This window comes from Pseudomonas gingeri, from assembly GCF_013386165.1.
GTDB classification, from domain to species: domain Bacteria; phylum Pseudomonadota; class Gammaproteobacteria; order Pseudomonadales; family Pseudomonadaceae; genus Aquipseudomonas; species Aquipseudomonas gingeri_C.
In genome coordinates this window covers 1,029,814-1,050,100 of the sequence record NZ_JACAOS010000003.1, presented here as the reverse complement: position 1 = coordinate 1,050,100, position 20,287 = coordinate 1,029,814, and the positions used below count along the sequence as shown (strand labels likewise).

The 20,287-nt window shown below is 60.1% G+C and carries 17 protein-coding genes; 6 read left to right on the top strand and 11 right to left on the bottom strand.

The genetic code is table 11. The annotated features are described in order from the left end of the window. Window positions 1–73 precede the first annotated feature (73 nt). The 6 genes from HX866_RS09165 to HX866_RS09140 all read right to left on the bottom strand — a co-directional run bounded on the left by HX866_RS09165 (window position 74) and on the right by HX866_RS09140 (window position 7,461). Window positions 74–1,552 (bottom strand): mannitol dehydrogenase family protein, encoded by a 1,479-nt coding sequence (locus HX866_RS09165; RefSeq protein ID WP_177125287.1) that lies wholly within the window; start codon window positions 1,550–1,552, stop codon window positions 74–76. 18 nt (window positions 1,553–1,570) lie between these two features. Further along, a complete protein-coding gene (locus tag HX866_RS09160; protein WP_177101691.1) occupies window positions 1,571–2,674 on the bottom strand; it encodes an ABC transporter ATP-binding protein in 1,104 nt (367 codons plus the stop codon). Between the two features lie 147 nt (window positions 2,675–2,821). Further along, window positions 2,822–3,658, bottom strand: a complete 837-nt coding sequence (locus tag HX866_RS09155) for a carbohydrate ABC transporter permease (protein WP_177098002.1) — start codon at window positions 3,656–3,658, stop codon at window positions 2,822–2,824. A gap of 10 nt (window positions 3,659–3,668) precedes the next feature. Beyond that, on the bottom strand, window positions 3,669–4,595 hold the full coding sequence (locus tag HX866_RS09150; protein WP_177125288.1) for a carbohydrate ABC transporter permease: 927 nt from the start codon (window positions 4,593–4,595) through the stop codon (window positions 3,669–3,671). A 150-nt stretch (window positions 4,596–4,745) separates the two neighbouring features. Then, window positions 4,746–6,056 (bottom strand): ABC transporter substrate-binding protein, encoded by a 1,311-nt coding sequence (locus tag HX866_RS09145; protein WP_177098000.1) that lies wholly within the window; start codon window positions 6,054–6,056, stop codon window positions 4,746–4,748. A 433-nt stretch (window positions 6,057–6,489) separates the two neighbouring features. Beyond that, window positions 6,490–7,461 (bottom strand): DNA-binding protein, encoded by a 972-nt coding sequence (locus tag HX866_RS09140; protein ID WP_177139153.1) that lies wholly within the window; start codon window positions 7,459–7,461, stop codon window positions 6,490–6,492. 177 nt (window positions 7,462–7,638) lie between these two features. On the opposite strand from HX866_RS09140, the gene HX866_RS09135 reads away from it, so the two are divergent. The 3 genes from HX866_RS09135 (at window position 7,639) to ahpF (ending at window position 10,970) form a co-directional block, all read left to right on the top strand. Next, window positions 7,639–8,583 carry a site-specific integrase gene (locus tag HX866_RS09135; protein ID WP_177139143.1) on the top strand — a complete coding sequence of 315 codons (945 nt, stop codon included), beginning with the start codon at window positions 7,639–7,641 and terminating at the stop codon, window positions 8,581–8,583. A 132-nt stretch (window positions 8,584–8,715) separates the two neighbouring features. Then, window positions 8,716–9,279 carry an alkyl hydroperoxide reductase subunit C gene (gene ahpC, locus HX866_RS09130; RefSeq protein WP_100941167.1) on the top strand — a complete coding sequence of 188 codons (564 nt, stop codon included), beginning with the start codon at window positions 8,716–8,718 and terminating at the stop codon, window positions 9,277–9,279. A 125-nt stretch (window positions 9,280–9,404) separates the two neighbouring features. Continuing rightward, on the top strand, window positions 9,405–10,970 hold the full coding sequence (ahpF, locus tag HX866_RS09125) for an alkyl hydroperoxide reductase subunit F (RefSeq protein ID WP_177139141.1): 1,566 nt from the start codon (window positions 9,405–9,407) through the stop codon (window positions 10,968–10,970). 186 nt (window positions 10,971–11,156) lie between these two features. On the opposite strand, the gene gloA is transcribed toward ahpF, so the two are convergent. The 4 genes from gloA to HX866_RS09105 form a co-directional block, all read right to left on the bottom strand. Continuing rightward, on the bottom strand, window positions 11,157–11,687 hold the full coding sequence (gloA, locus tag HX866_RS09120; RefSeq protein ID WP_177097996.1) for a lactoylglutathione lyase: 531 nt from the start codon (window positions 11,685–11,687) through the stop codon (window positions 11,157–11,159). A 596-nt stretch (window positions 11,688–12,283) separates the two neighbouring features. Continuing rightward, entirely contained in the window at window positions 12,284–12,640 is a 357-nt protein-coding gene (locus tag HX866_RS09115) for a histone-like nucleoid-structuring protein, MvaT/MvaU family (RefSeq protein WP_177097995.1), read from the bottom strand. Between the two features lie 243 nt (window positions 12,641–12,883). After that, window positions 12,884–14,455 carry an EAL domain-containing protein gene (locus HX866_RS09110; RefSeq protein ID WP_177139139.1) on the bottom strand — a complete coding sequence of 524 codons (1,572 nt, stop codon included), beginning with the start codon at window positions 14,453–14,455 and terminating at the stop codon, window positions 12,884–12,886. A gap of 152 nt (window positions 14,456–14,607) precedes the next feature. Beyond that, window positions 14,608–15,480 carry a LysR family transcriptional regulator gene (locus HX866_RS09105; RefSeq protein WP_177097993.1) on the bottom strand — a complete coding sequence of 291 codons (873 nt, stop codon included), beginning with the start codon at window positions 15,478–15,480 and terminating at the stop codon, window positions 14,608–14,610. Window positions 15,481–15,568: 88 nt separating this feature from the next. Here HX866_RS09105 and HX866_RS09100 point away from each other — a divergent pair, with 88 nt between their 5' ends. Further along, window positions 15,569–16,510 carry a DMT family transporter gene (locus HX866_RS09100; protein WP_177097992.1) on the top strand — a complete coding sequence of 314 codons (942 nt, stop codon included), beginning with the start codon at window positions 15,569–15,571 and terminating at the stop codon, window positions 16,508–16,510. A 246-nt stretch (window positions 16,511–16,756) separates the two neighbouring features. Continuing rightward, window positions 16,757–17,833, top strand: a complete 1,077-nt coding sequence (gene hppD, locus HX866_RS09095) for a 4-hydroxyphenylpyruvate dioxygenase (RefSeq protein ID WP_177097991.1) — start codon at window positions 16,757–16,759, stop codon at window positions 17,831–17,833. 47 nt (window positions 17,834–17,880) lie between these two features. Here hppD and HX866_RS09090 read toward each other — a convergent pair whose 3' ends face one another. After that, complete coding sequence (locus HX866_RS09090; RefSeq protein WP_177097990.1) at window positions 17,881–18,522, bottom strand: DUF1345 domain-containing protein; 642 nt, start codon at window positions 18,520–18,522, stop codon at window positions 17,881–17,883. A gap of 401 nt (window positions 18,523–18,923) precedes the next feature. Here HX866_RS09090 and HX866_RS09085 point away from each other — a divergent pair, with 401 nt between their 5' ends. Continuing rightward, window positions 18,924–20,099, top strand: coding sequence for a substrate-binding domain-containing protein (locus tag HX866_RS09085; RefSeq protein ID WP_177125296.1), 1,176 nt, complete (start codon window positions 18,924–18,926; stop codon window positions 20,097–20,099). The last annotated feature ends 188 nt before the right edge of the window (window positions 20,100–20,287 follow it).

The following is a 20,287-nucleotide window of genomic DNA, read 5'->3' as shown; positions in this document are numbered from 1 at the left end:
GAGCCGGCTTGCTGGCGATCCGGGTGACACCGTTGTCGATACCATCGCCAGCAAGCCGACTCTACAAGGGGCGTCAGAGGTTGGCCAGCAGGTGCTCCAGCGTCTTGCTCACACCGACTTCCCGCAGGCTGTTGTAGCAGCGTTCGAACGCGGCGATAAACGCGGCGGACTGTGGAATCGCCGTGCCGAAGATCTCTTCCACGGCAAACAGGCGTTGCACGAGCAGCGTGTCATCCTTCACCAGCGCCTGACAGAACTCGGCCCGTGGGTCGGGAATGCTATAGGTCGCGCCGTTTTCATCGACACCCTTGAGGTACAAGGCCCAGGCCGCCACCACCAGCGCCGCGCGCTCGGTCTCGCGACCGTCGGCAATCAGCCGGTTGAGGGTCGGGATGGTGAACTTGGGAAACTTCGACGAACCATCGGAACACACCCGCTCCAACTGGTCGGCAATCGCCTGGTTGGAGAAGCGCTGCACCAGGGTTTCCTTGTACGCGGTCAAGTCGATCCCCGGTACGGGTGCCAGTTGCGGCGTGACGTCCAGGTCCATGTAGGCGCGCATGTACTTCACGAACAGCGGGTCATTCATGGTCTCGTGGACAAACCGATAACCCTTGAGGAAGCCCAGGTAGGTCAACGCCAGGTGGCTGCCGTTGAGCAGCTTGATCTTCATCTCTTCATAGGGCGTGACGTCGTTGGTGAACTGCACGCCGACCTTTTCCCAGGCCGGGCGACCGTTGACGAATTTGTCTTCCAGGACCCATTGCACGAACGGTTCGCAAACCACCGGCCAGGCATCGTCGACGCCGTGCTCGTCATGCAATTGCAGACGGTGGGCGGTGCTGGTCATCGGGGTGATGCGGTCGACCATGGCATTGGGAAAGCTCACATGCTCGGCGATCCAGTCGTGCAGCTCGGCGTCGCGCAAGGCGGCGAAGGCCAGCAACGCCTTGCGGGCCACCGCGCCGTTGTGGGGCAGGTTGTCGCAGGACATCAGGGTAAAGGCCGGGATCCCGGCGGCCCGGCGTTTGGCGAGGGCGGCGCAGAGAAAACCGAAGACGGTTTGCGGTGCCTCGGGATGAGTGAGGTCGTACTGGATCTGCGGCAGGTGCGTCATGAACTCGCCGTTGCTGTCGTCGATGCAGTAGCCACCTTCGGTGATGGTCAGCGAGACGATGCGGATCTCTGGCGAAGCGAGCTTGTCGATCAGGGCCTGGTGGTCGTCCTGGGCCAGCAGCATATCGCTGATGGCGCCGATCACGCGGACTTCGGTGTCATCGCTATCACCCAGTTCGTACAGGGTGAACAGATAATCCTGTCCGGCCAGGTCGTCCCGAGCGCGGCGGTCTTCAGTACGCAGGCCGACCCCGCAAATGGCCCAGTCCAGGCCTTCGCCGGTGTTCATCAGGGCGTCGGTGTAGTAGGCCTGGTGGGCGCGGTGGAAACCTCCGACGCCGATATGGGCGATGCCCTGGCGGGTATCGGCCAGGTTGTACAGGGGCAGGCGGACTTCAGGTACCAGCTGGTGCAGATTCTGTTTGTTCAGTTTCATGATTAAGGCTCTCGACAATCAGGCGGCAGCGCGCAGCGGACGGGCGACGGCCAGACCGTTGGCATCGAACAAATGACAGTGGCTGCTATCCAGGTGCAGCTTGAGGGTTTCACCGTACTGGCTGGCCATATCACCGCGGATACGCATGGTCAGGGATTCGCCGGAAGCGGTGCGCACGTGGCAGAAAGTATCGCTACCCAGGCGTTCGCCGACGTCGGCGGTGACGGTCAAGGTGCAGTCGCCAGGCTTGGCCAGTTCCAGGTGTTCCGGACGAATGCCCAGGGTCACCGGGCTGCCGACGCTCAGGCCGGCGTTGCTCAGCGGCAGGCTGATACGGGTACCAGCCTCCAGTTCGACTTCGCAGCCCTGGCCGTCGAGGCGACTGACCTTGCCCTTGAGGAAACCCATTTTTGGTGTGCCGAGGAAGCCGGCGACAAACAGGTTGGCCGGTGCATGGTAGAGCTCCAGGGGCGAGCCGACCTGTTCGACGCGCCCGCCGTTGAGCACCACCACTTTGTCGGCCAGGGTCATGGCTTCGACCTGGTCGTGGGTCACGTAGATCATCGTGGCCTGCAGTTCTTTGTGCAGGCGCGACAGTTCCAGGCGCATCTGCACCCGCAGGGCGGCGTCGAGGTTGGACAGCGGTTCGTCGAACAGGAAGATCTTCGGGTTGCGCACGATGGCACGGCCGATGGCGACCCGCTGGCGCTGGCCACCGGAGAGTTGCTTGGGCTTGCGCTCCAGCAGCGGCCCGAGTTCGAGGATCCGTGCGGCTTCATTGACCTTGCTCTCCACCTCGGACTTGGCCACGCCGGCCAGGTCCAGGGCGAAGGACATGTTCTTGCGCACGCTCATGTGCGGGTACAGGGCATAGGTCTGGAAGACCATGGCCAGGTCGCGCTTGGCCGGGCTGACTTCGGTGATATCGCGACCGTCCAGCTCGATGGTGCCCGAGGTCACTTCCTCAAGGCCCGCGATCAGGCGCAGCAGGGTCGATTTACCGCAGCCCGACGGGCCGACGAAGACCACGAACTCGCGGTCGTTCACTTGCAGGTCGATGCCCTTGATGATGGACAGGCCTTCGAAGCCTTTTTGCAGATTCTTGATTTTCAGATTGGCCATGGTGAGGCTCCTCTTGAAGTTTGCTACGAACCCTGTAGGAGCGAGCTTGCTCGCGATCCGCCGGTAGGCGGATTCTCCGGCGTCTGGTAGGACGCCATCGCGAGCAAGCTCGCTCCTGCAGGTTCTATTGTGTTCTTGAAAAAGCGCTTATTTCACGGCGCCGAAGGACAAGCCGCGGACCAACTGCTTCTGGCTGATCCAGCCGAAGATCAGGATCGGTGCGCAGGCCAGGGTCGAGACGGCCGACAACTTGGCCCAGAACAGACCTTCGGGGCTTGAATAGGAGGCGATCAATGCCGTCAGCGGTGCGGCCTGGGAGGAGGTCAGGTTCAATGACCAGAATGCCTCGTTCCAGCACAGGATCAGCGACAGCAACAGGGTCGAGGCCAGCCCGCCCTTGCTGATGGGCAGCAGTACCCGGACCATTTCCTGCCATAGGGTCGCGCCGTCGAGACGGGCGGCCTCGAGGATGTCCTTGGGGATGTCCTTGAAGTAGGTGTAAATCATCCAGACCACGATCGGCAGGTTGATCAGGGTGTAGATCACGATCAGCGCCAGGCGCGAGTCCAGCAGACCGAAGGTCTTGGCCAGCAGGTAGATCGGCATCAGCACGCCCACCGGCGGCAGCATCTTGGTGGAGAGCATCCACAACAGGGTGCGCTTGGTCCGCTGGGTTTCATAAAACGCCATGGAGTAGGCTGCCGGGACGGCGATCAGCATGCACACCAGCGTGGCGCTGAAGGAGATCACCACCGAGTTCCAGGCGAAGTGAAAGTAGTCACTGCGCTCCTGGATGTGCACGTAGTTCTCCAGCGTCGGCGTGAAGAAAAACTGTGGCGGCGTGGCGAACGCGTCGATCTCGGTCTTGAAGCTGGTCAGTACCATCCAGAAGATCGGGAAGAAGATCAGGATCGCGATGGCCCAGGCGAGGATGCCGAGCAGAACGCTTTGCAGGCGCCGGGATTGTTTGAGAGTGAGGGTCATGGCGCGGGCCTCAAGGCTTGTCTGTGAGGTTTTTGCCGATCATCCGTACCAGGATGATCGCGGCGATATTGGCGATGACCACAGCGATCAGGCCTCCGGCCGAAGCCATGCCGACATCGAACTGCACCAGGGCCTGGTTGTAGATCAGGTAGGCCAGGTTGGTCGAGGCGTAGCCCGGACCACCGTTGGTGGTGGTGAAGATTTCCGCGAATACCGAGAGCAGGAAGATGGTTTCGATCATCACCACCACGGCCATCGGCCGGGCCAGGTGTGGCAACGTCAGGTGCCAGAAGATCGCCACGGGACCGGCGCCGTCGAGGCGGGCGGCTTCTTTCTGTTCCTGGTCGAGGGACTGCATGGCAGTCATCAGGATCAGGATGGCGAAGGGCAGCCACTGCCAGGAGACGATGATGATGATCGACAGCAGCGGGTAGTGGGCCAGCCAGTCCACCGGCTGCGCGCCGAACACTCGCCACAACGCGGCGAGAACTCCCGAGACCGGGTGGAAAATCAGGTTTTTCCAGATCAGCGCACCGACGGTGGGCATGATGAAAAAGGGCGAGATCAACAGTACCCGGACGATGCCGCGACCGAAGAACTCACTGGCTTCCAGCAGTGCCGAGATCAGCACGCCGAACACCACGCTGATCAGCAGCACGCTGCCCACCAGCAACAAGGTGTTGGTGGCGCCGGGGAGAAAGCCCGAGTCGGTCAGGAAGTAGGTGTAGTTTTCCAGGCCGACAAACTGGTTTTCGCCCGGGTAGAGCAGGTTGTAGCGGATCAGCGAAAAGTAAACGGTCATGCCCAGGGGCACGATCATCCACAGCAGCAACAGGCCGACTGATGGTGAGACCAGAAACCAGCCAGGGTTGCGCAGACGGCTTTTGCGCAGGGGCTGGGGTATTTCCATATGGGCTTTGGCAGTGGAAGTATTCATGGTGATCAGAACCAATGGAAGGCAAATAGCGAACAGGTACTGCGCGGAATCGGGAGGCCGGGCTTGCTGGCGATGGCGGCCTTGAGGCCGTCAAACGCTTCGCGAGCAAGCTCGGCTCCTACAGGGACGGTGTGTTGTCCCTGAATGGGGTTACTTCGGATAACCCGCGCGTTTCATTTCGCGTTCGGTGAAGGTCTGGGCGTCGGCCAGGGCCTTGTCGACCGTGGTCTGGCCGGTCAGGGCGGCGGAGAACTGCTTGCCGACCTGGGTGCCGATCGCCTGGAACTCAGGAATGGTCACCAACTGGATACCGACATAAGGCACGGGCTTGGCGCTCGGGTCTTTCGGGTTGGCGGCCTTGAGCGATTCCAGAGTGATCTTGGCGAACGGCGCAGCCTTCATGTAGGCCTCGCTGTAGGTCGAAGCGCGAGTGCCTGGCGGTACGTTGGCAATGCCGTCTTCCTTGGCGACCAGGGCCCCGTATTCCTTGGAGGTGGCCCAGCTGCTGAAGACTTTCGCCGCGTCCTTGGCCTTGGAACTGGTGGGGATTGCCAGGGCCCAGGAGTAGAGCCAGGCGGAGCCTTTCTCGGTGACCTGGTGCGGCGCGTAGGTAAAGCCGACGTGGTCGCTGACCTTGCTCTGGGTCTTGTCGGTGACGAAGGAACCGGCCACGCTGGCGTCGACCCACATGGCGCACTTGCCGCTGTTGAACAGCGCCAGGTTTTCGTTGAAACCGTTACTCGAAGCGCCCGGCGGGCCTGACTTCTTCATGGTGTCGACGTAGAAGTTCAGGGCGTTTTTCCACTCCGGACCGTTGAATTCCGGCTGCCACTTCTCATCAAACCAGCGAGCGCCATAGGCGTTGGCCACGGTGGTGATCAGAGCCATGTTCTCGCCCCAACCGGCCTTGCCCCGCAGGCAGATACCGTATTGCTCTTTCTCGGGGTGATTGAGCTTGCTGGCGAATTCGCCGATCTGTTCCCAGGTCGGGCGCTCGGGCATGGTCAGCCCGGCATCCTTGAACAGGTCGGTGCGGTAGTAGGTCATGGAGCTTTCGGCGTAGAACGGCAGGGCGAACAGCGTGCCCTTGACGGAAAGACCGTCACGTACCGAGGGGAATACGTCGTCGATATCGTAGGCGGCAGGCAGGTTGTTCATGGGTTCCAGCCAGCCCTTGGCGCCCCAGAGTGCAGCTTCGTACATGCCGATAGTCAGCACGTCGAATTGACCGCCCTGGGTGGCAATGTCGGTGGTCAGGCGTTGGCGCAGGACGTTTTCTTCCAGTACCACCCAATTGAGCTTGATGTCCGGATGCTCGGCTTCGAAAGTCTTCGACAGCTTCTGCATGCGGATCATGTCGCTGTTGTTGACGGTGGCGATGGTCAAGGTCTGGGCGGCGAGGCTGACGCCGCTGAGGGTGAGGCCGGTGGTGACAAGCAGTGCAGTTGCAATGGCTTTCATCGAACACTCCTCTTCATGACGCACGGAGGCGCTGAAGGTCAGTTTATTGTTGTTGTGTCTTCCGGTGCCCAGGAAGAATCTGGCATTGATTACAGCCTTCAAACGCCGTCCTGACAAATCCTTGACGACACTTTGTTCGGTACTTTTTTGCACTGGGGCAGAATGTCGCAGGTGGGCGCAAGGGTTGAGCGGGCTAGGGTGGCGGGGATTTTTGGGGCGAGTCGAGGGTGAATCCGTACATATTTGCAGTGCTTCGGCGCCTTGTTACAGGCGTTATGGCGAGGGTGGATAGTCGCTCGCCATCGCTGGCAAGCCAGCGGCTACAAGGGGTGTGCGTACCGCGATAGGTGGCGGTGGGCGCAAATCCGTAGGAGCCGGCTGGCTGGCGATGGCGTCGCGGCAGCTTGCATCTCCAGTGCTGACAGCCCTGTTTCTACAGGGGAGCGCTGAGCTCTTTTAATACCGCCTCGGTCTCTGCCAGCTTGAGTTCAAGCACCTGAACCTGTGCCTGCTGCTCCACAACCATAGCTCTGAGCGACTCGCCGTCCGCCAAGGACACCCGCAAGCGCTCCTGGAGCAGGGTGGCTTCATTTTCCAGCGTCCGCGCGTGCTGGAGCTGCTGCTCCCCGCGCAGTCGGTCTTTTTCCAGTTGTTCCTGCGCCAGCTTGAGCGCCTTCGAGGTTCCCCGGCTCTCCGCCAGCAGTCGCTCATTGTCACGGTGCAGTTGAGTGATCTCGTCCTGGCGCACCAGGGCCGTCTGCTGGGCCTGGCGCAACTCCATCTGCACTTGCTGAATCTGTGTTTCGTGCCGGCGCTGATCCAGGTCGCGCTGGTCGCGGGCGGCACTGCGGAAATGCTCCAGTGCCTCGCGGGCGTGCTGATGCTTGTCCTCCAGCGAGCGGATTTGCTGGTCCTTGTCCTTGAGGCGCAACTCGTAGTCGCTGCAAGCCTGGCTCAGGCCGGCGTTGCGGGTCTGTTCGGTTTGCAGCATCAAGCGGGTGGCCGACAGGTTGCTCGACTCCTCGGCCAGGGCCACGGCCTGGATCTCGAACTGGCGCTGTTGCTGCTCCAGTTGCTGCGTCATCTCGGCCAGTTGTGCCTGCCACTCGGCTTTTTCCACCGCCAGCTGTGCCTGGGCCCGTTCTACGGGCTCTCGGGCCTGTTCCTGCAGGCGTTGGGCCAACCGGGAGACCAGCTCACCCAGCTCCGCGTCGATGGATTCGTTCGGCATTCCCTGTTGTCGGTCGCTGTCATCCAGCTCCTTGAGATAGCGGTGGATGGTGGTTTTTGAGCCGGTATTGCCCATTTCGATACGGACTGCATCGATGCTCGGGTGCTCGCCACGGGCGAGGATCGCCAAGCGTGCCGTTTGCACCACTGCCTTGTTTACGCCGCCACGAGCCATGTTCTCTCCTACGATTTCGTACTGTATTACGTACTATGTATTTACATAGTATATAGATAAAATAGAGAAGCTGATATTTGAAATTATTAACACGGGATATACTGGTATTACCCCGTGTGATGAGCCGTTTTTGCGTTTTTGCCCGGGGAATCCGTACGAATGCCGGGAATCGAGGCCATGAACGAGCTGGACCGCTACCTGCAGGCGGCGACGCGGGACAACACCCGTCGCAGCTATCAGGCCGCCATAGAACATTTCGAAGTGAGCTGGGGCGGTTTTCTGCCCGCCACCAGCGACAGCGTGGTGCGTTATCTGATGGCCCATGCCGGCGTGCTCTCGATCAATACGCTGAAGCTGCGCCTCTCGGCCCTGGCGCAATGGCACAACAGCCAGGGTTTCACCGATCCGACCAAGGCGCCGCTGGTACGCAAGGTGTTCAAAGGCATTCGAGCCCTGCACCCGGCACGGGAGAAGCAGGCCGAACCGCTGCAGTTGCAGCATCTGGAGCAGGTCGTCGCCAGTCTCGATGGGCAAGCGACCCAGGCCCAGGTCATCAATGATCGGCCGGCGCTGCTGCGGGCCCGGCGTGACAAGGCGCTGATCCTGCTGGGTTTCTGGCGGGGGTTTCGCAGCGATGAGCTCTGTCGCTTGGAGATCGAGCATGTCCGTGCCGTGTCGGGTTCCGGCATGACGCTGTATTTGCCGCGCAGCAAAAGCGACCGCGAAAACCTCGGCCGGACCTACCAGGCCCCGGCCTTGCAGCGCCTGTGCCCGGTGCAGGCGTATATCGACTGGATCAACAGTGCCGCGTTGGTGCGCGGCCCGGTGTTTCGCGGCATCGACCGCTGGGGGCATCTGGGGGAGGAGGGGTTGCACGCCAACAGCGTCATTCCCCTGTTGCGCCAGGCCCTGGAGCGCGCCGGCATTGCCGCCGAGCACTACACCAGCCACTCCTTGCGTCGTGGCTTTGCCACCTGGGCCCACCGCAGTGGCTGGGACCTGAAGTCGTTGATGAGTTATGTCGGCTGGAAGGACATGAAATCCGCCATGCGTTATATCGAGGCCAGCCCCTTTCCAGGCCTGGAACTGAGCGCCGAAAAGGCCGTGGATCAGGGAGCATAAGATTTCTTCTATTAATAGTGTCTGCTCATAGCGAAAAGCAATCGGCAGCATCAGCTTTGCCAATGAGCCAGAACGCAAAAGAATGGCTAGGATTCTCCCATCAACTTCTTAACCCCTGACGGAGAGTCAACGATGCCTATCATCAACAGCCAAGTTAAACCGTTCAAAGCAACCGCTTTCAAAAATGGTGCATTCGTCGAAGTCTCGGACGCTGACCTGAAAGGCAAATGGTCGGTCGTGTTCTTCTACCCAGCTGACTTCACCTTCGTTTGCCCAACCGAACTGGAAGACCTGGCTGACAACTACGCTGAGTTCCAGAAACTGGGCGTTGAAATCTACAGCGTTTCGACCGACACCCACTTTGCCCACGCTGCCTGGCACAACACCTCGCCAGCCATCGGCAAAATCCAGTACACCATGATCGGCGACCCGACCCTGACCATCTCCCGCAACTTCGACGTGCTGATCGAAGAAGCTGGCCTGGCCGACCGCGGTACCTTCGTGATCAACCCAGAAGGCCAGATCAAAATCGTTGAACTCAACGATGGCGGCGTAGGCCGTGACGCTTCCGAGCTGCTGCGCAAAATCAAGGCCGCTCAGTACGTTGCTGCTCACCCAGGCGAAGTCTGCCCAGCCAAGTGGAAAGAAGGCGAGGCCACCCTGGCTCCCTCTCTGGACCTGGTCGGCAAGATCTAAGTCCGTGAGTCATTCAAGGGCGGTCATCCGCACCTCATAAGTCAGCCGCACCGCCCAATAACGCCCGGGTGGTAATCACCTGGGCGTTGTTATTTCTAAAGTACTGAAAAAGGGAAATCGCCCGCATGTTGGACGCCAATCTTAAAGCCCAGTTGAAGTCGTACCTGGAACGGGTTACGCAACCGATCGAGATCGTCGCCTCCCTTGATGACGGCGCGAAATCTCAGGAAATGCTCGCACTGCTCAAAGAAGTCGCCAGTGTTTCCAAAGACATCACCTTGCTCGACAACGGCACTGATGCGCGCAAGCCATCGTTCTCGTTGAATCGCCCGGGAGCCGATATCAGCCTGCGTTTCGCCGGTATTCCCATGGGCCACGAATTCACTTCGCTGGTGCTGGCCTTGCTGCAAGTCGGCGGCCACCCTTCGAAGGCCAGTGTCGAAGTCATTGAACAGATCCGTTCGCTCAAGGGCGAGTTCAACTTCGAGACTTACTTCTCGCTGTCCTGCCAGAACTGCCCGGACGTGGTCCAGGCACTGAACCTGATGGCGGTACTGAACCCGAACATCCGTCACGTCGCCATCGACGGCGCGCTGTTCCAGGATGAAGTCAACGATCGCAAGGTCATGGCTGTACCCAGTGTCTACCTCAACGGTGTGAACTTCGGTCAGGGTCGCATGGGCCTGGAAGAGATCCTCGGCAAGCTCGACACCGGGGCCATCGAGAAACAAGCTGAAAAGCTCAACGCCAAGGACGCCTTTGATGTCCTGGTGGTTGGTGGTGGCCCAGCCGGTGCTGCTGCGGCCATCTACGCCGCCCGTAAAGGCATCCGCACCGGCGTCGCCGCCGAGCGTTTTGGCGGCCAGGTGCTGGACACCATGGCGATCGAGAACTTTATCTCGGTCCAGGAAACCGAAGGGCCGAAACTGGCCAGCGCCCTGGAAGAGCACGTTCGCCAGTACGATGTCGATATCATGAACCTGCAACGCGCCAGTGCTCTGGTGCCAGCAAAGAATGTCGGTGATCTGCACGAAGTGCGTTTTGAAAGCGGTGCCAGCCTCAAGGCCAAGACCGTTATCCTCGCGACCGGCGCCCGCTGGCGTGAAATGGGTGTGCCGGGCGAGCAGGAATACAAGGCCAAGGGCGTGTGCTTCTGTCCGCACTGTGACGGTCCGCTGTTCAAGGGCAAGCGTGTCGCGGTGATCGGCGGTGGCAACTCCGGTGTCGAAGCGGCCATCGACCTGGCCGGTATCGTCAGCCACGTAACGCTGCTGGAGTTCGACAGCAAGCTGCGCGCCGATGCCGTGCTGCAACGCAAGCTGTACAGCCTGGCGAACGTCAACGTGGTGACCAGTGCGCTGACCAGTGAAGTCAAGGGTGACGGGCAGAAGGTTACCGGGCTGGTCTACAAGGATCGCGACTCGGGTGAGTTCCACACGGTCGATCTGGAAGGTATCTTCGTGCAGATCGGTTTGCTGCCGAACACCGATTGGCTCAAGGGCAGCGTCGAGCTGACGCCGCGTGGCGAGATCATCGTCGATGCACGGGGTGAGACTTCACTGCCGGGTATCTTCGCTGCCGGTGACGTCACCACGGTGCCGTACAAGCAGATCGTGATTGCGGTGGGCGAGGGTGCAAAGGCTTCGCTGAGTGCATTCGATCATCTGATCCGCACCTCTGCGCCGGCCTGAGTCCGTACCGACAAGCGCCGCGTATCTTCTGTAGGAGCCGGCTTGCTGGCGATCCAGGCGGCGCTGTGTTCCAGACGGACCGCGTCGATGCCATCGCCGGCAAGCCGGCTCCCACAGGGCCGTAGGTGCATATGAAAAAGCCCCATGAATCGACGATTCATGGGGCTTTTTGTTTGCCGGGTGCTATCAGGCGTCTTGCAGCGGTGTCGGCTGGATGATTTCAACCCAGTAGGCGTCCGGGTCCTTCACGAAGGCCAGGCTTTTCATGCGACCGTCGCTCAGGCGTTTCTGGAATTCGACGCCCAGGGTTTCAAATCGCTCACAGGCAGCACGAATGTCCGGCACCGAGATGCAGATGTGGCCGAAGCCCCGTGGGTCGGTGTTGCCGTTGTGGTAGGCGAAATCCGGGTCGTTTTCGGTGCCGTGGTTGTGGGTCAGTTCCAGGATGCCGGGAATCGACTTCATCCACCGGGTCCGCTCGGCGGCGTCGGCAGGGATCTGCGCCTTGTCCACCAGGGCGAGGAAATACAGGCTGAATTCGGCTTCAGGGAAGTCACGTTTCTCCACGAGGGAAAAACCCAGCACGCGGGTGTAGAAGTCCAGGGACTGGGTAGCGTCCTTCACTCGCAGCATCGTGTGGTTGAACACAAAGCCCTGGGTGGCGGTGTCGGGTTGGGCGGTAACGCCGGGAAAGGTGTTCAGGTCTTGCAGGCTCATGGACTCTCCGCAAAGCAGGTGAAAAAAAGCGGGCGATCATGGACGCGGCAGGCAGACTCGCCGATTCCGATCCGATGGGGCAGGATCATACTGAACCGCGGCGCAGGCGCCAAATTCGGACGGATTTTAGGCTCGGGCACAGCGGTGCCGGGTAATAGCGGGCTACTTCGATTTTGTCGGGAAGTTATAGCGAAGTGTATAAAACGCGCCGAGGAGGCATAAAGAAGCCCGCCGAAGCGGGCATTGGGGCGCTAATCCTTTAGCAGCCTTCATCCTGTAAGAATCGATGTGAAAAATGTGTGAAGAGCGCGAACAAGTTATTTTTCATCCGACAGGCGTAATAGGGGAAGGGCATTCCTTCGGGCCGCGGTGAGAGATTTTCTACATGCACTAAGCGCTGTCGGCGCGCGAGGATTCAGCGAATAATCGGTACGCTGTCGTTTTTGAGCTCTGCATTCCCGACGTTCGTCGCCGAGTTGGAACTCTTGTCGGAAAGACTTGTCGTCGATATCGGTGTTTTTGTCGTCGCGGTGAGGGTTGCCGGCGACAAGAAAAAAGCCCTGCTCAGGCAGGGCTTTTTGCGTTCGGTTGTAAAGTCAGCCGCGCAACCAGGCGTCAACGGTTGCAGCACCGTATTGTTCTTTCCAGGCTTTCAGGCCGCGGTGATTGCCGCCCTTGGTCTCGATCAGTTCACCGGTGTGAGGGTTCTGGTAGACCTTGACCACCCGGGCCCGGCGCTGCTTGGGCGCTGCGGCGCCGAGCCGGCTCGGGTTTGGATCGAGGATTGCGATGACGTCGCGCAGGCTCTTGTCGTAGGTCTTCATCAGGCCCTTGAGTTTTTCCTCGAACTCGATCTCCTTTTTGAGTCCGGCATCGTTCTTCAAGGCTTCAAGCTGAGCGAGTTGTGCTTGAAGGGCCAGTTCTGCGGCACGAAATTCGGCGAGTTTGGACAAGATGTTTATCTCCACGAGTTGTATTCGGCTGCCATCTACCTAAAACAAAACGACAAGCCACTGCTTGCAACGGCTTTCGTTACGCGTATGCACCTGGGTGTGGCAGTACGGAAAGTTACTTATAAGCCAGAAGGGCTTCCTATCAATTTACTGCGGGCATGAAAAAGTGTAGTAGTTATCAAGCCAAGAGTAAATAACGGTGGTTAGACATTGAAGAAATACCGATAGACAAGTGTGGGTGGTTTATTCTGGCAGCACGACTTTATCCTCTTGCGCGCTGACTTGCCGTTTGAAATTGTTGAGAAAGTCCTCCGCCGGCAGCGGTTTACCAAACAAATAGCCCTGGAGAAATTCAACGCCCCGGGAGGTCAGGTAGTCGCGCTGCAAGGGCGTTTCGACACCTTCGGCAACGATGCCCAGCTCAAGCTTGGTGCTCAATTCGATAATGCTGTCGAGGATATGCCCTGACAACGCGTCGGCGCCGATCATGGCGACGAAGCTTTGGTCGATTTTCAGGTAATCGACATTGAACTGACGCAAATAACTGAGACTCGAATGCCCGGTGCCAAAGTCGTCAATGGCAATCATCACACCCATTTCCCGCAACTGGGCGAACAATTGCCGGGCAATGGCGCTGGGCTCAATCAACTCCCGTTCCGTCAACTCCAGGACCAGGCGTACCTGACCGGGGGCAAAGGCGCCGAGAAAGTCACGGCAATCGTTCAGCAGTTCAAGGTCTTGGCAGTGCCGGGCAGTAATATTCACGCCGACGTGAAAGCCGGGTTCAAATGTCGCCGCCTGTGGGGCCAGCAGGGTGGCAGTCTGTTGCAGCAATAAACGGGTCATCGGCACGATCAGGCCCGAATCTTCGGCCAGGGGAATGAACAGGTCCGGGCGCACCAGTCCCTCGCGAGGATGCTGCCAGCGCATCAACACTTCCGCCCCGGCCCACTGCCGGGTTTCGCTGCGCACCACGGGCTGGAAATAAGGAGTGAATTCGCGGGCTTCAAGGGCCCGCTGCAACTCGTGGGTCGGTGCGTTGGAGCGCTTTTGCAACCAGCGCGCGGTGGCCCCGGCGAGCACGCCGAGCACCAGCAGCAACGCCATCAGGGCCGGATATTCCTTGCCGACGTAACGCCAGGCTTCTCCCGCCGGGAAGCCTGCGCTGACGCTGAAGGGGAAGCGGCTGGAGGACAGGTGTGCCTGTCCGACGGCAAAGCCGGGGGCCTCGCCCTCGCGTACCTGGCCCTGGCCGGAGATCCAGACATTGCCGACCTGCAGGCGCAAGCCGGCTTCGCGTCCGATCAGGCGCAGGATATTGGCCAGGTGATAGCCATCGATGCTGACCATGGCGGCGCCCTTGCCGTCCTGCAGGCGGTAGACCAGCAGCGAGGACTTGGGGGTGACCGGATTGCCGTTCATCAGCCAGAGCGTGCCATCGACATAGTCGGCCGGGTCGACCGCCTCCTGGTAGGGGCCGAACAATGAAGTGCAATACAGGTTGTTGTTCCAGGCCAGGTTCGCGGCCCGGACGAAGGGCCGCCGGGTGACCTGCTCGCGCAGAGCCAGTTTGACGTCGTCGCAGGGCTGGCCGGCCAGGGGCAGGATGACATTGGCGGACTCGGCGGCATTGTCGAGCATCAGGTCGAACTGCTTCAGGGCCTCGCTGGCGGTTTTTCCGGCGTTCTGGCTCAAGGTCCGACCGGCTTGCCAATGCAGGATGGCGATCCCCGACAGTATCGGTAGCAGGCCGATCAGCAGGCTCAAGGCGTAACGAACGATCCGGGAGCGAGAACCTTTGGCGGTCAATGGCATTGAAGGAAACCTGTAGGGGCAAGGGTGCCTGGAAGAGCAATGCTGCTCACTTACTTGATCTTGAGTGCCTACCTTGTGGGAGCTGGCTTGCCAGCGATGGCGTCCGTAAGAGCGCCAAAAGCTTCGCAGGCAAGCACCGCCCCTATAACAGGCTATCTATATTCGAATCGGCTGGCCAGGTCGATAAAAGCCTGGGTCGCCGGTGAGACCTGACGCCGATCGAGCACGGCGATACCGATCTGGCGTTTGACCTGTGGCGACAAGGGGCGGCTGACGTAGCCGGGGGCCGGGTGGTCCGGCAGGGCGTGTTCCGCCACCACCGTGACACCTTCGCCACGGGCTACAGTGGCCAGGGTGCTGAGCAGTTGCGCGGTCCGGTAGCGAATGTCCGGGACCAGCCGCTGGGCCGCGAACAACTGTGACACCAAGTCCCCGGAGCCGGCGCCGGTGAGGATGAACGGATCCTGGCACAGTGCCTTGAGCTCGATGGCCGGTTGTTCGCACAGCGGATGGCCGACAGGAAGCAGGGCGACCATCTGGTCTTCCACCAGGGCAAAGGTGTCGAAGCGTTCCTGGGGCAGCACCACGAACCCCACGTCGATCCGCCGCTCTTCCAGCCATTGCAGCACTTGTCGGTCGGGGCCTTCGTCGACCTGGACCTGAATACCCGGATGAACCAGCCGGTAACGGGCCAGGAGCGCCGGCAGCAGCTTGGTCGAGGAGGTTGGCCCGAAGGAGCCGATCCGCAGGGTCCCGCGTTTCATGCCGCGGGCATCGGCGGCTTCCTGACGCAAGGTGTCCGCCAGGCCGAGCATGGTCCGGGCCCGCTGCAGCAATTGCGCGCCGATATCCGTCAGTTCCACCTGGCCCTGGTGCCGGCGCAGCAACTCGACCCCCAATTCCTGCTCCAGCCCTTTGAGGGCATGGGACACCGCCGACTGGCTGATCCCCAGGCGCAGGGCTGCGCTGGTAAAACCGCGCAGCTCGGCCACCTGGGAAAACACTTCGAGTTGGGTCAGGGTCATGAGCTTTTACTCATTTTACGATGAGTCGACATTAATAAAATAATGCACTCAGTTTGACAACCGTCCTTCTCGATCCGCAGGAACCATCATGCATACACAAGCATCCACTTTCGCCGTCGGCAGCGACTTGCGGGTCTATCTCAAGCTCGCCGGGGTCTCGATGATCTGGGGTGGGACCTTTGTCGCCGGGCGCTTCCTGTCGACTGATATCGCGCCGCTGCTATTGGCCAGCCTGCGTTTCCTGCTGGCCAGCGTGATCCTGCTGGTATTCATCGGGGTGACGCGCATCCCGCTGGTGCTGCCGGACCGGAAGCAATTCGCGCAATTGCTGCTGCTGGGATTTTTCGGCATCTTCTTCTACAACCTCTGCTTCTTTTATGGCCTGCACTACATCAACGCGTCACGGGCGTCACTGATTGTCGTGCTGAACCCGGCGGTGTTCGGGTTGGCGTCATGGTTGTTCTTCAAAGAACGACTGAGTACCGCGAAAGTCCTCGGCATCCTGGTCTGCATGGGAGGGGCGGGGCTGGTGATCATCAGCGGCAACCGCAGTCTGTTCGAAGGCACGGCCCAGACCTGGGTCGGTGATCTGTTGATCTTCGGCTGCGTGCTGTCCTGGGCGGTCTACTCGCTGTTCTCACGCAACCTGACCCGCGTGTTGGGGCCGTTGACGACCGTGACTTATTCCATCTGGCTCGGGACGGCCATGCTCTGGCTGGCGACCTGGATGCGCGGGGAGGCCAGTCTGGCGCTGATCGAAACCTTGAACCCGCATCAGTTGCTGAGCCTGGTCTACCTGGGCGGCCTGGGTTCGGCGCTGGCCTATATCTGGTATTACGATGGCATCCAGCGCATCGGCGCGACGCGCGCAGGTGTGTTTATCGGCCTCAACCCGCTGACCGCGGTCATCCTCGGGGCGCTCTTGCTGGGCGAGCAATTGACGCTGATCATGTGCCTGGGGGGCGGGCTGATCCTGGTCGGCATCTACCTGTGCAACCGGCCTGCGCCTCGACTGCCGGCGAGGAAATAGAAAAGGGATACGGACAAACCAGTTTACGCCATGTAGAATCTGGTTACGCATATAAGAATAACGTCTTCTGGCAGCAGAAGCCTCGCCCGGAGAGACTGGGTCGACATGAAGATACTTGGGTTTCAACTGATCTACGGCGACTTCCTGGCCCGCAGTGTGCGGGGCATTTCCTGTGCGCCACCCGCCAACGTCCGCATTGATAGCAACTAACGATTCGTTACTTGATAAAAATGATGAGGCGTCACCATGACCGATATCTTCGAAAACCCGATGGGCCTGATGGGCTTTGAGTTCATTGAATTCGCATCGCCGACCCCGAACACCCTGGAGCCGATCTTCGAGATCATGGGCTTCACCAAGGTGGCAACCCACCGTTCCAAGAACGTGCACCTGTACCGCCAGGGCGCGATCAACCTGATCCTCAACAACGAGCCCCACAGCGTGGCGTCGTACTTCGCTGCCGAGCACGGCCCGTCGGTGTGTGGCATGGCCTTCCGGGTGAAAAACGCCCAGCAAGCCTATGCCCGTGCCCTGGAGCTGGGTGCCCAGCCGATCCATATCGCCACCGGTCCGATGGAGCTGAACCTGCCGGCGATCAAAGGCATCGGCGGCGCGCCGCTGTACCTGATCGACCGTTACGGCGAAGGCAGCTCGATCTATGACATCGACTTCGTCTACCTCGACGGCGTCGACCGCAATCCTCCGGGCGCGGGCTTGAAAATCATCGACCACCTGACCCACAACGTCTACCGCGGGCGCATGGCCTACTGGGCGAACTTCTACGAGAAACTGTTCAACTTCCGCGAGATTCGTTACTTCGACATCAAGGGCGAATACACCGGCCTGACCTCCAAGGCGATGACCGCACCGGACGGCATGATCCGCATCCCGCTGAACGAGGAATCGTCCAAGGGCGCCGGGCAGATCGAAGAGTTCCTGATGCAGTTCAACGGTGAGGGCATCCAGCACGTGGCCTTCCTCACCGACGACCTGGTCGCGACCTGGGACCGCTTGAAGAAGATCGGCATGCGCTTCATGACGGCGCCGCCTGAGACTTACTACGAGATGCTTGAAGGCCGTTTGCCGAACCATGGCGAGCCGGTCGACGAGCTGCAATCGCGTGGGATCCTGCTCGATGGTTCTTCCCAAGAGGGTGACAAGCGTCTGTTGCTGCAGATTTTCTCGGAAACCCTCATGGGGCCGGTGTTCTTCGAATTCATCCAGCGCAAAGGCGACGATGGTTTTGGCGAGGGCAACTTCAAGGCGCTGTTCGAGTCCATCGAGCGTGACCAGGTTCGTCGTGGTGTACTCGCTACCGAGTAATCATCACCTGCTCTACAGGCGGCCCCTCCCGGGGCCGCTGTTCTGGCTCAGCCAAACAACCCCGCGGCAATATTGATCGAAAATCCCAGAATCGCCGTATTGAACAGAAAGCCGATCAACGACTGCGCCAGTACCACCTTGCGCAAGGCCTTGGTGGCCACGCCCACGTCTGAAGTCTGTACTGCCACGCTGATGGTGAAAGAAAAGTACAGAAAGTCCCAGTAGTCCGGATGTTTCTCGCCATCGGCAAAGCGCAGGGGCGGCTCCTCGGGTTCGCCCAGATAGAACTGCCGCGCGTAATGCACGCTGAAAATCACCCCGATCAGCAACCATGAGCCCATCACCGTCAATCCGGTGAAACCGTAATGCCAGGCCCGGGCATGGGCTTCCAGATCCTTGCTACCCGCCAGTTCGACGACGATCGCGGCCAGGCTGGCAATGGCGGCAATCGACACGATCAACAGCACTGTCCCGGCATTTTCGTCTTCCCGTTCGACGAAACGTTGCACGTCTTCGGGTCGCGAATACACGGTCAGCCACAACATCATGGCCAGGTAGGACCAGACTCCGGCATTCCAGCCGACCAGGATCTTGGACAGCACCGGGCTGACCGGGGCGAGTGCGCCAACCGCCACGCCGAGGAGGGCGGCGATGGTCAAGCGTGGATGGGTACGGACGAGATGGGGCATAACGGCGCTCGGTTTCCAAGTATCCAGGCACCTTAGCATGGACCCCGTCATACAAAATCGCCGCGCACCCGTGCCGTGAATCGGCAGAACTCGGGTTCCTCGTTCTGTCATATCCAACTCGCCCCGTCCCGTGTCCCGCCGCCTGCAGCGCAAGGCTCTTTGCCACTCCCGTAAAAACGCCGCCATTACGCGGTGAAAGCGCTGCGAACACCCGAGAAATTATTTAAAAATCAATGGGATTCACCCGAGGTTTTTTCCCTGATCTGTCACCGGAACTTGAGAACTTCTCATCCATGGCCTCACCCCACAAGTCGTCTGGAACTAAGGCGACGCCTCGAGCGCCATGGCGTCAAGAACGAGCAAAACACTCAACGTACGAACACGACGAAAGGAGATTCTTCATGTTTAAGCGCACTCTGATGGCCGCCTCCCTGGCTGTTGCTGCACTGGCCTCGGCCCAATCGATGGCTGCTGTCAATGGTGGTGGCGGTACCCTCGCTGCTCCGTTCTACAATACTTCTGGCGTTCTGCCTGCCGGTTTTGCTGCCTACATCGGCGTTGGCAGCGGCGCGGGTAAACTCGCGTTCCTGAACAACGATCCATCCCAGTTCGGCCTGCCTGCCGGCACCAATGTGCACTGGGCGGGTAGCGACTCGAAACTCGCGTCTACCGATATCACCACTTACAACACCAACCACGGCGCTGCCTGGGGCCCGCTGATTCAGGTGCCTGCCATGGCAACTGCGGTGACGATTCCGTTTAACAAGGCCGGCGGTAACCTGAACCTCACCACCCAGGAACTGTGCGGCGTCTTCTCCGGCCGTGTGACCGACTGGAGCGGTATTGCGGGCAATGGCGGTCGTAGCGGCCCGCTCACCGTGGTCTATCGCAGTGACAGCAGCGGTACCACTGAACTCTTCACCCGCTTCCTGAACGCCAAGTGTTCCGAAGCCGGTATCTTCAATGTGACCACCAGCTTTGGCTCCAGCTACACGGCCTATCCGAACGGTACCATCCCTACCAACTTCGTCAGCGCCGTTGGCAGCCCAGCAGTCATGACAGCTCTGAACGCCGCCGACAGCCGCATCACCTACATGAGTCCAGACCTGGCAGTGACCGCCACCGCCGATCTGGACAACGCGACCAAAGTAGCCACCGTCAACTCCATCGCCCCCAACCTCACCAACGTCGGCACCGCCGTCTCCGGTGTTACTGCGCCTGCTACTGCCAACCGCTCCAACCCGAACCTGTGGGTACCGGTCTTTGCTGCGACTACCAGCCCTACCGACCCAAGCGTTTTCCCTTTCCCTTCGAGCGGCTACCCAATCATCGGCTTCACCAACATGATCTTCAGCCAGTGCTACACCGACGCAACCCAGACTGGTCTGGTGCGTTCGTTCCTGACTCAGCAATACGGTGCTGGCACCAGTGCCAACGATGCCGCGGTAACGGCTAACCGTTTCGTTCCAATGTCTGCAGCCTTCAAGCTGGCCTTGCGTCAGTCTTTCCTGACTTCCACCAACGCTCAGTACGTCGGTAACACCAGCGTCTGCAACGCCATCGGTCGTCCGCTGTAACCCCCGCTTCACCGTAACGCAATACCTGATCAGCAACGGCGCGAGCCGTTGCTGATTTTTTGCGTATGCCTACAACTCGATATCGCCCAGATGAATATTCCATGACAAAGGTTCGGTCCCGGCCTTCGGTATCGGCCTTAGTCATATAAGCGACACCGGCCTGCGACAGGCTGGTGTGGCAGCCCACT

Bases quoted from the DNA above. Each gene is read 5' to 3' on its own strand.
- HX866_RS09165 (WP_177125287.1), bottom strand. From the start codon at position 1,552: ATGAAACTGAACAAACAGAATCTGCACCAGCTGGTACCTGAAGTCCGC.
- HX866_RS09160 (WP_177101691.1), bottom strand. From the start codon at position 2,674: ATGGCCAATCTGAAAATCAAGAATCTGCAAAAAGGCTTCGAAGGCCTG.
- HX866_RS09155 (WP_177098002.1), bottom strand. From the start codon at position 3,658: ATGACCCTCACTCTCAAACAATCCCGGCGCCTGCAAAGCGTTCTGCTC.
- HX866_RS09150 (WP_177125288.1), bottom strand. From the start codon at position 4,595: ATGAATACTTCCACTGCCAAAGCCCATATGGAAATACCCCAGCCCCTG.
- HX866_RS09145 (WP_177098000.1), bottom strand. From the start codon at position 6,056: ATGAAAGCCATTGCAACTGCACTGCTTGTCACCACCGGCCTCACCCTC.
- HX866_RS09140 (WP_177139153.1), bottom strand. From the start codon at position 7,461: ATGGCTCGTGGCGGCGTAAACAAGGCAGTGGTGCAAACGGCACGCTTG.
- HX866_RS09135 (WP_177139143.1), top strand. From the start codon at position 7,639: ATGAACGAGCTGGACCGCTACCTGCAGGCGGCGACGCGGGACAACACC.
- ahpC (WP_100941167.1), top strand. From the start codon at position 8,716: ATGCCTATCATCAACAGCCAAGTTAAACCGTTCAAAGCAACCGCTTTC.
- ahpF (WP_177139141.1), top strand. From the start codon at position 9,405: ATGTTGGACGCCAATCTTAAAGCCCAGTTGAAGTCGTACCTGGAACGG.
- gloA (WP_177097996.1), bottom strand. From the start codon at position 11,687: ATGAGCCTGCAAGACCTGAACACCTTTCCCGGCGTTACCGCCCAACCC.
- HX866_RS09110 (WP_177139139.1), bottom strand. From the start codon at position 14,455: ATGCCATTGACCGCCAAAGGTTCTCGCTCCCGGATCGTTCGTTACGCC.
- HX866_RS09105 (WP_177097993.1), bottom strand. From the start codon at position 15,480: ATGACCCTGACCCAACTCGAAGTGTTTTCCCAGGTGGCCGAGCTGCGC.
- HX866_RS09100 (WP_177097992.1), top strand. From the start codon at position 15,569: ATGCATACACAAGCATCCACTTTCGCCGTCGGCAGCGACTTGCGGGTC.
- hppD (WP_177097991.1), top strand. From the start codon at position 16,757: ATGACCGATATCTTCGAAAACCCGATGGGCCTGATGGGCTTTGAGTTC.
- HX866_RS09090 (WP_177097990.1), bottom strand. From the start codon at position 18,522: ATGCCCCATCTCGTCCGTACCCATCCACGCTTGACCATCGCCGCCCTC.
- HX866_RS09085 (WP_177125296.1), top strand. From the start codon at position 18,924: ATGTTTAAGCGCACTCTGATGGCCGCCTCCCTGGCTGTTGCTGCACTG.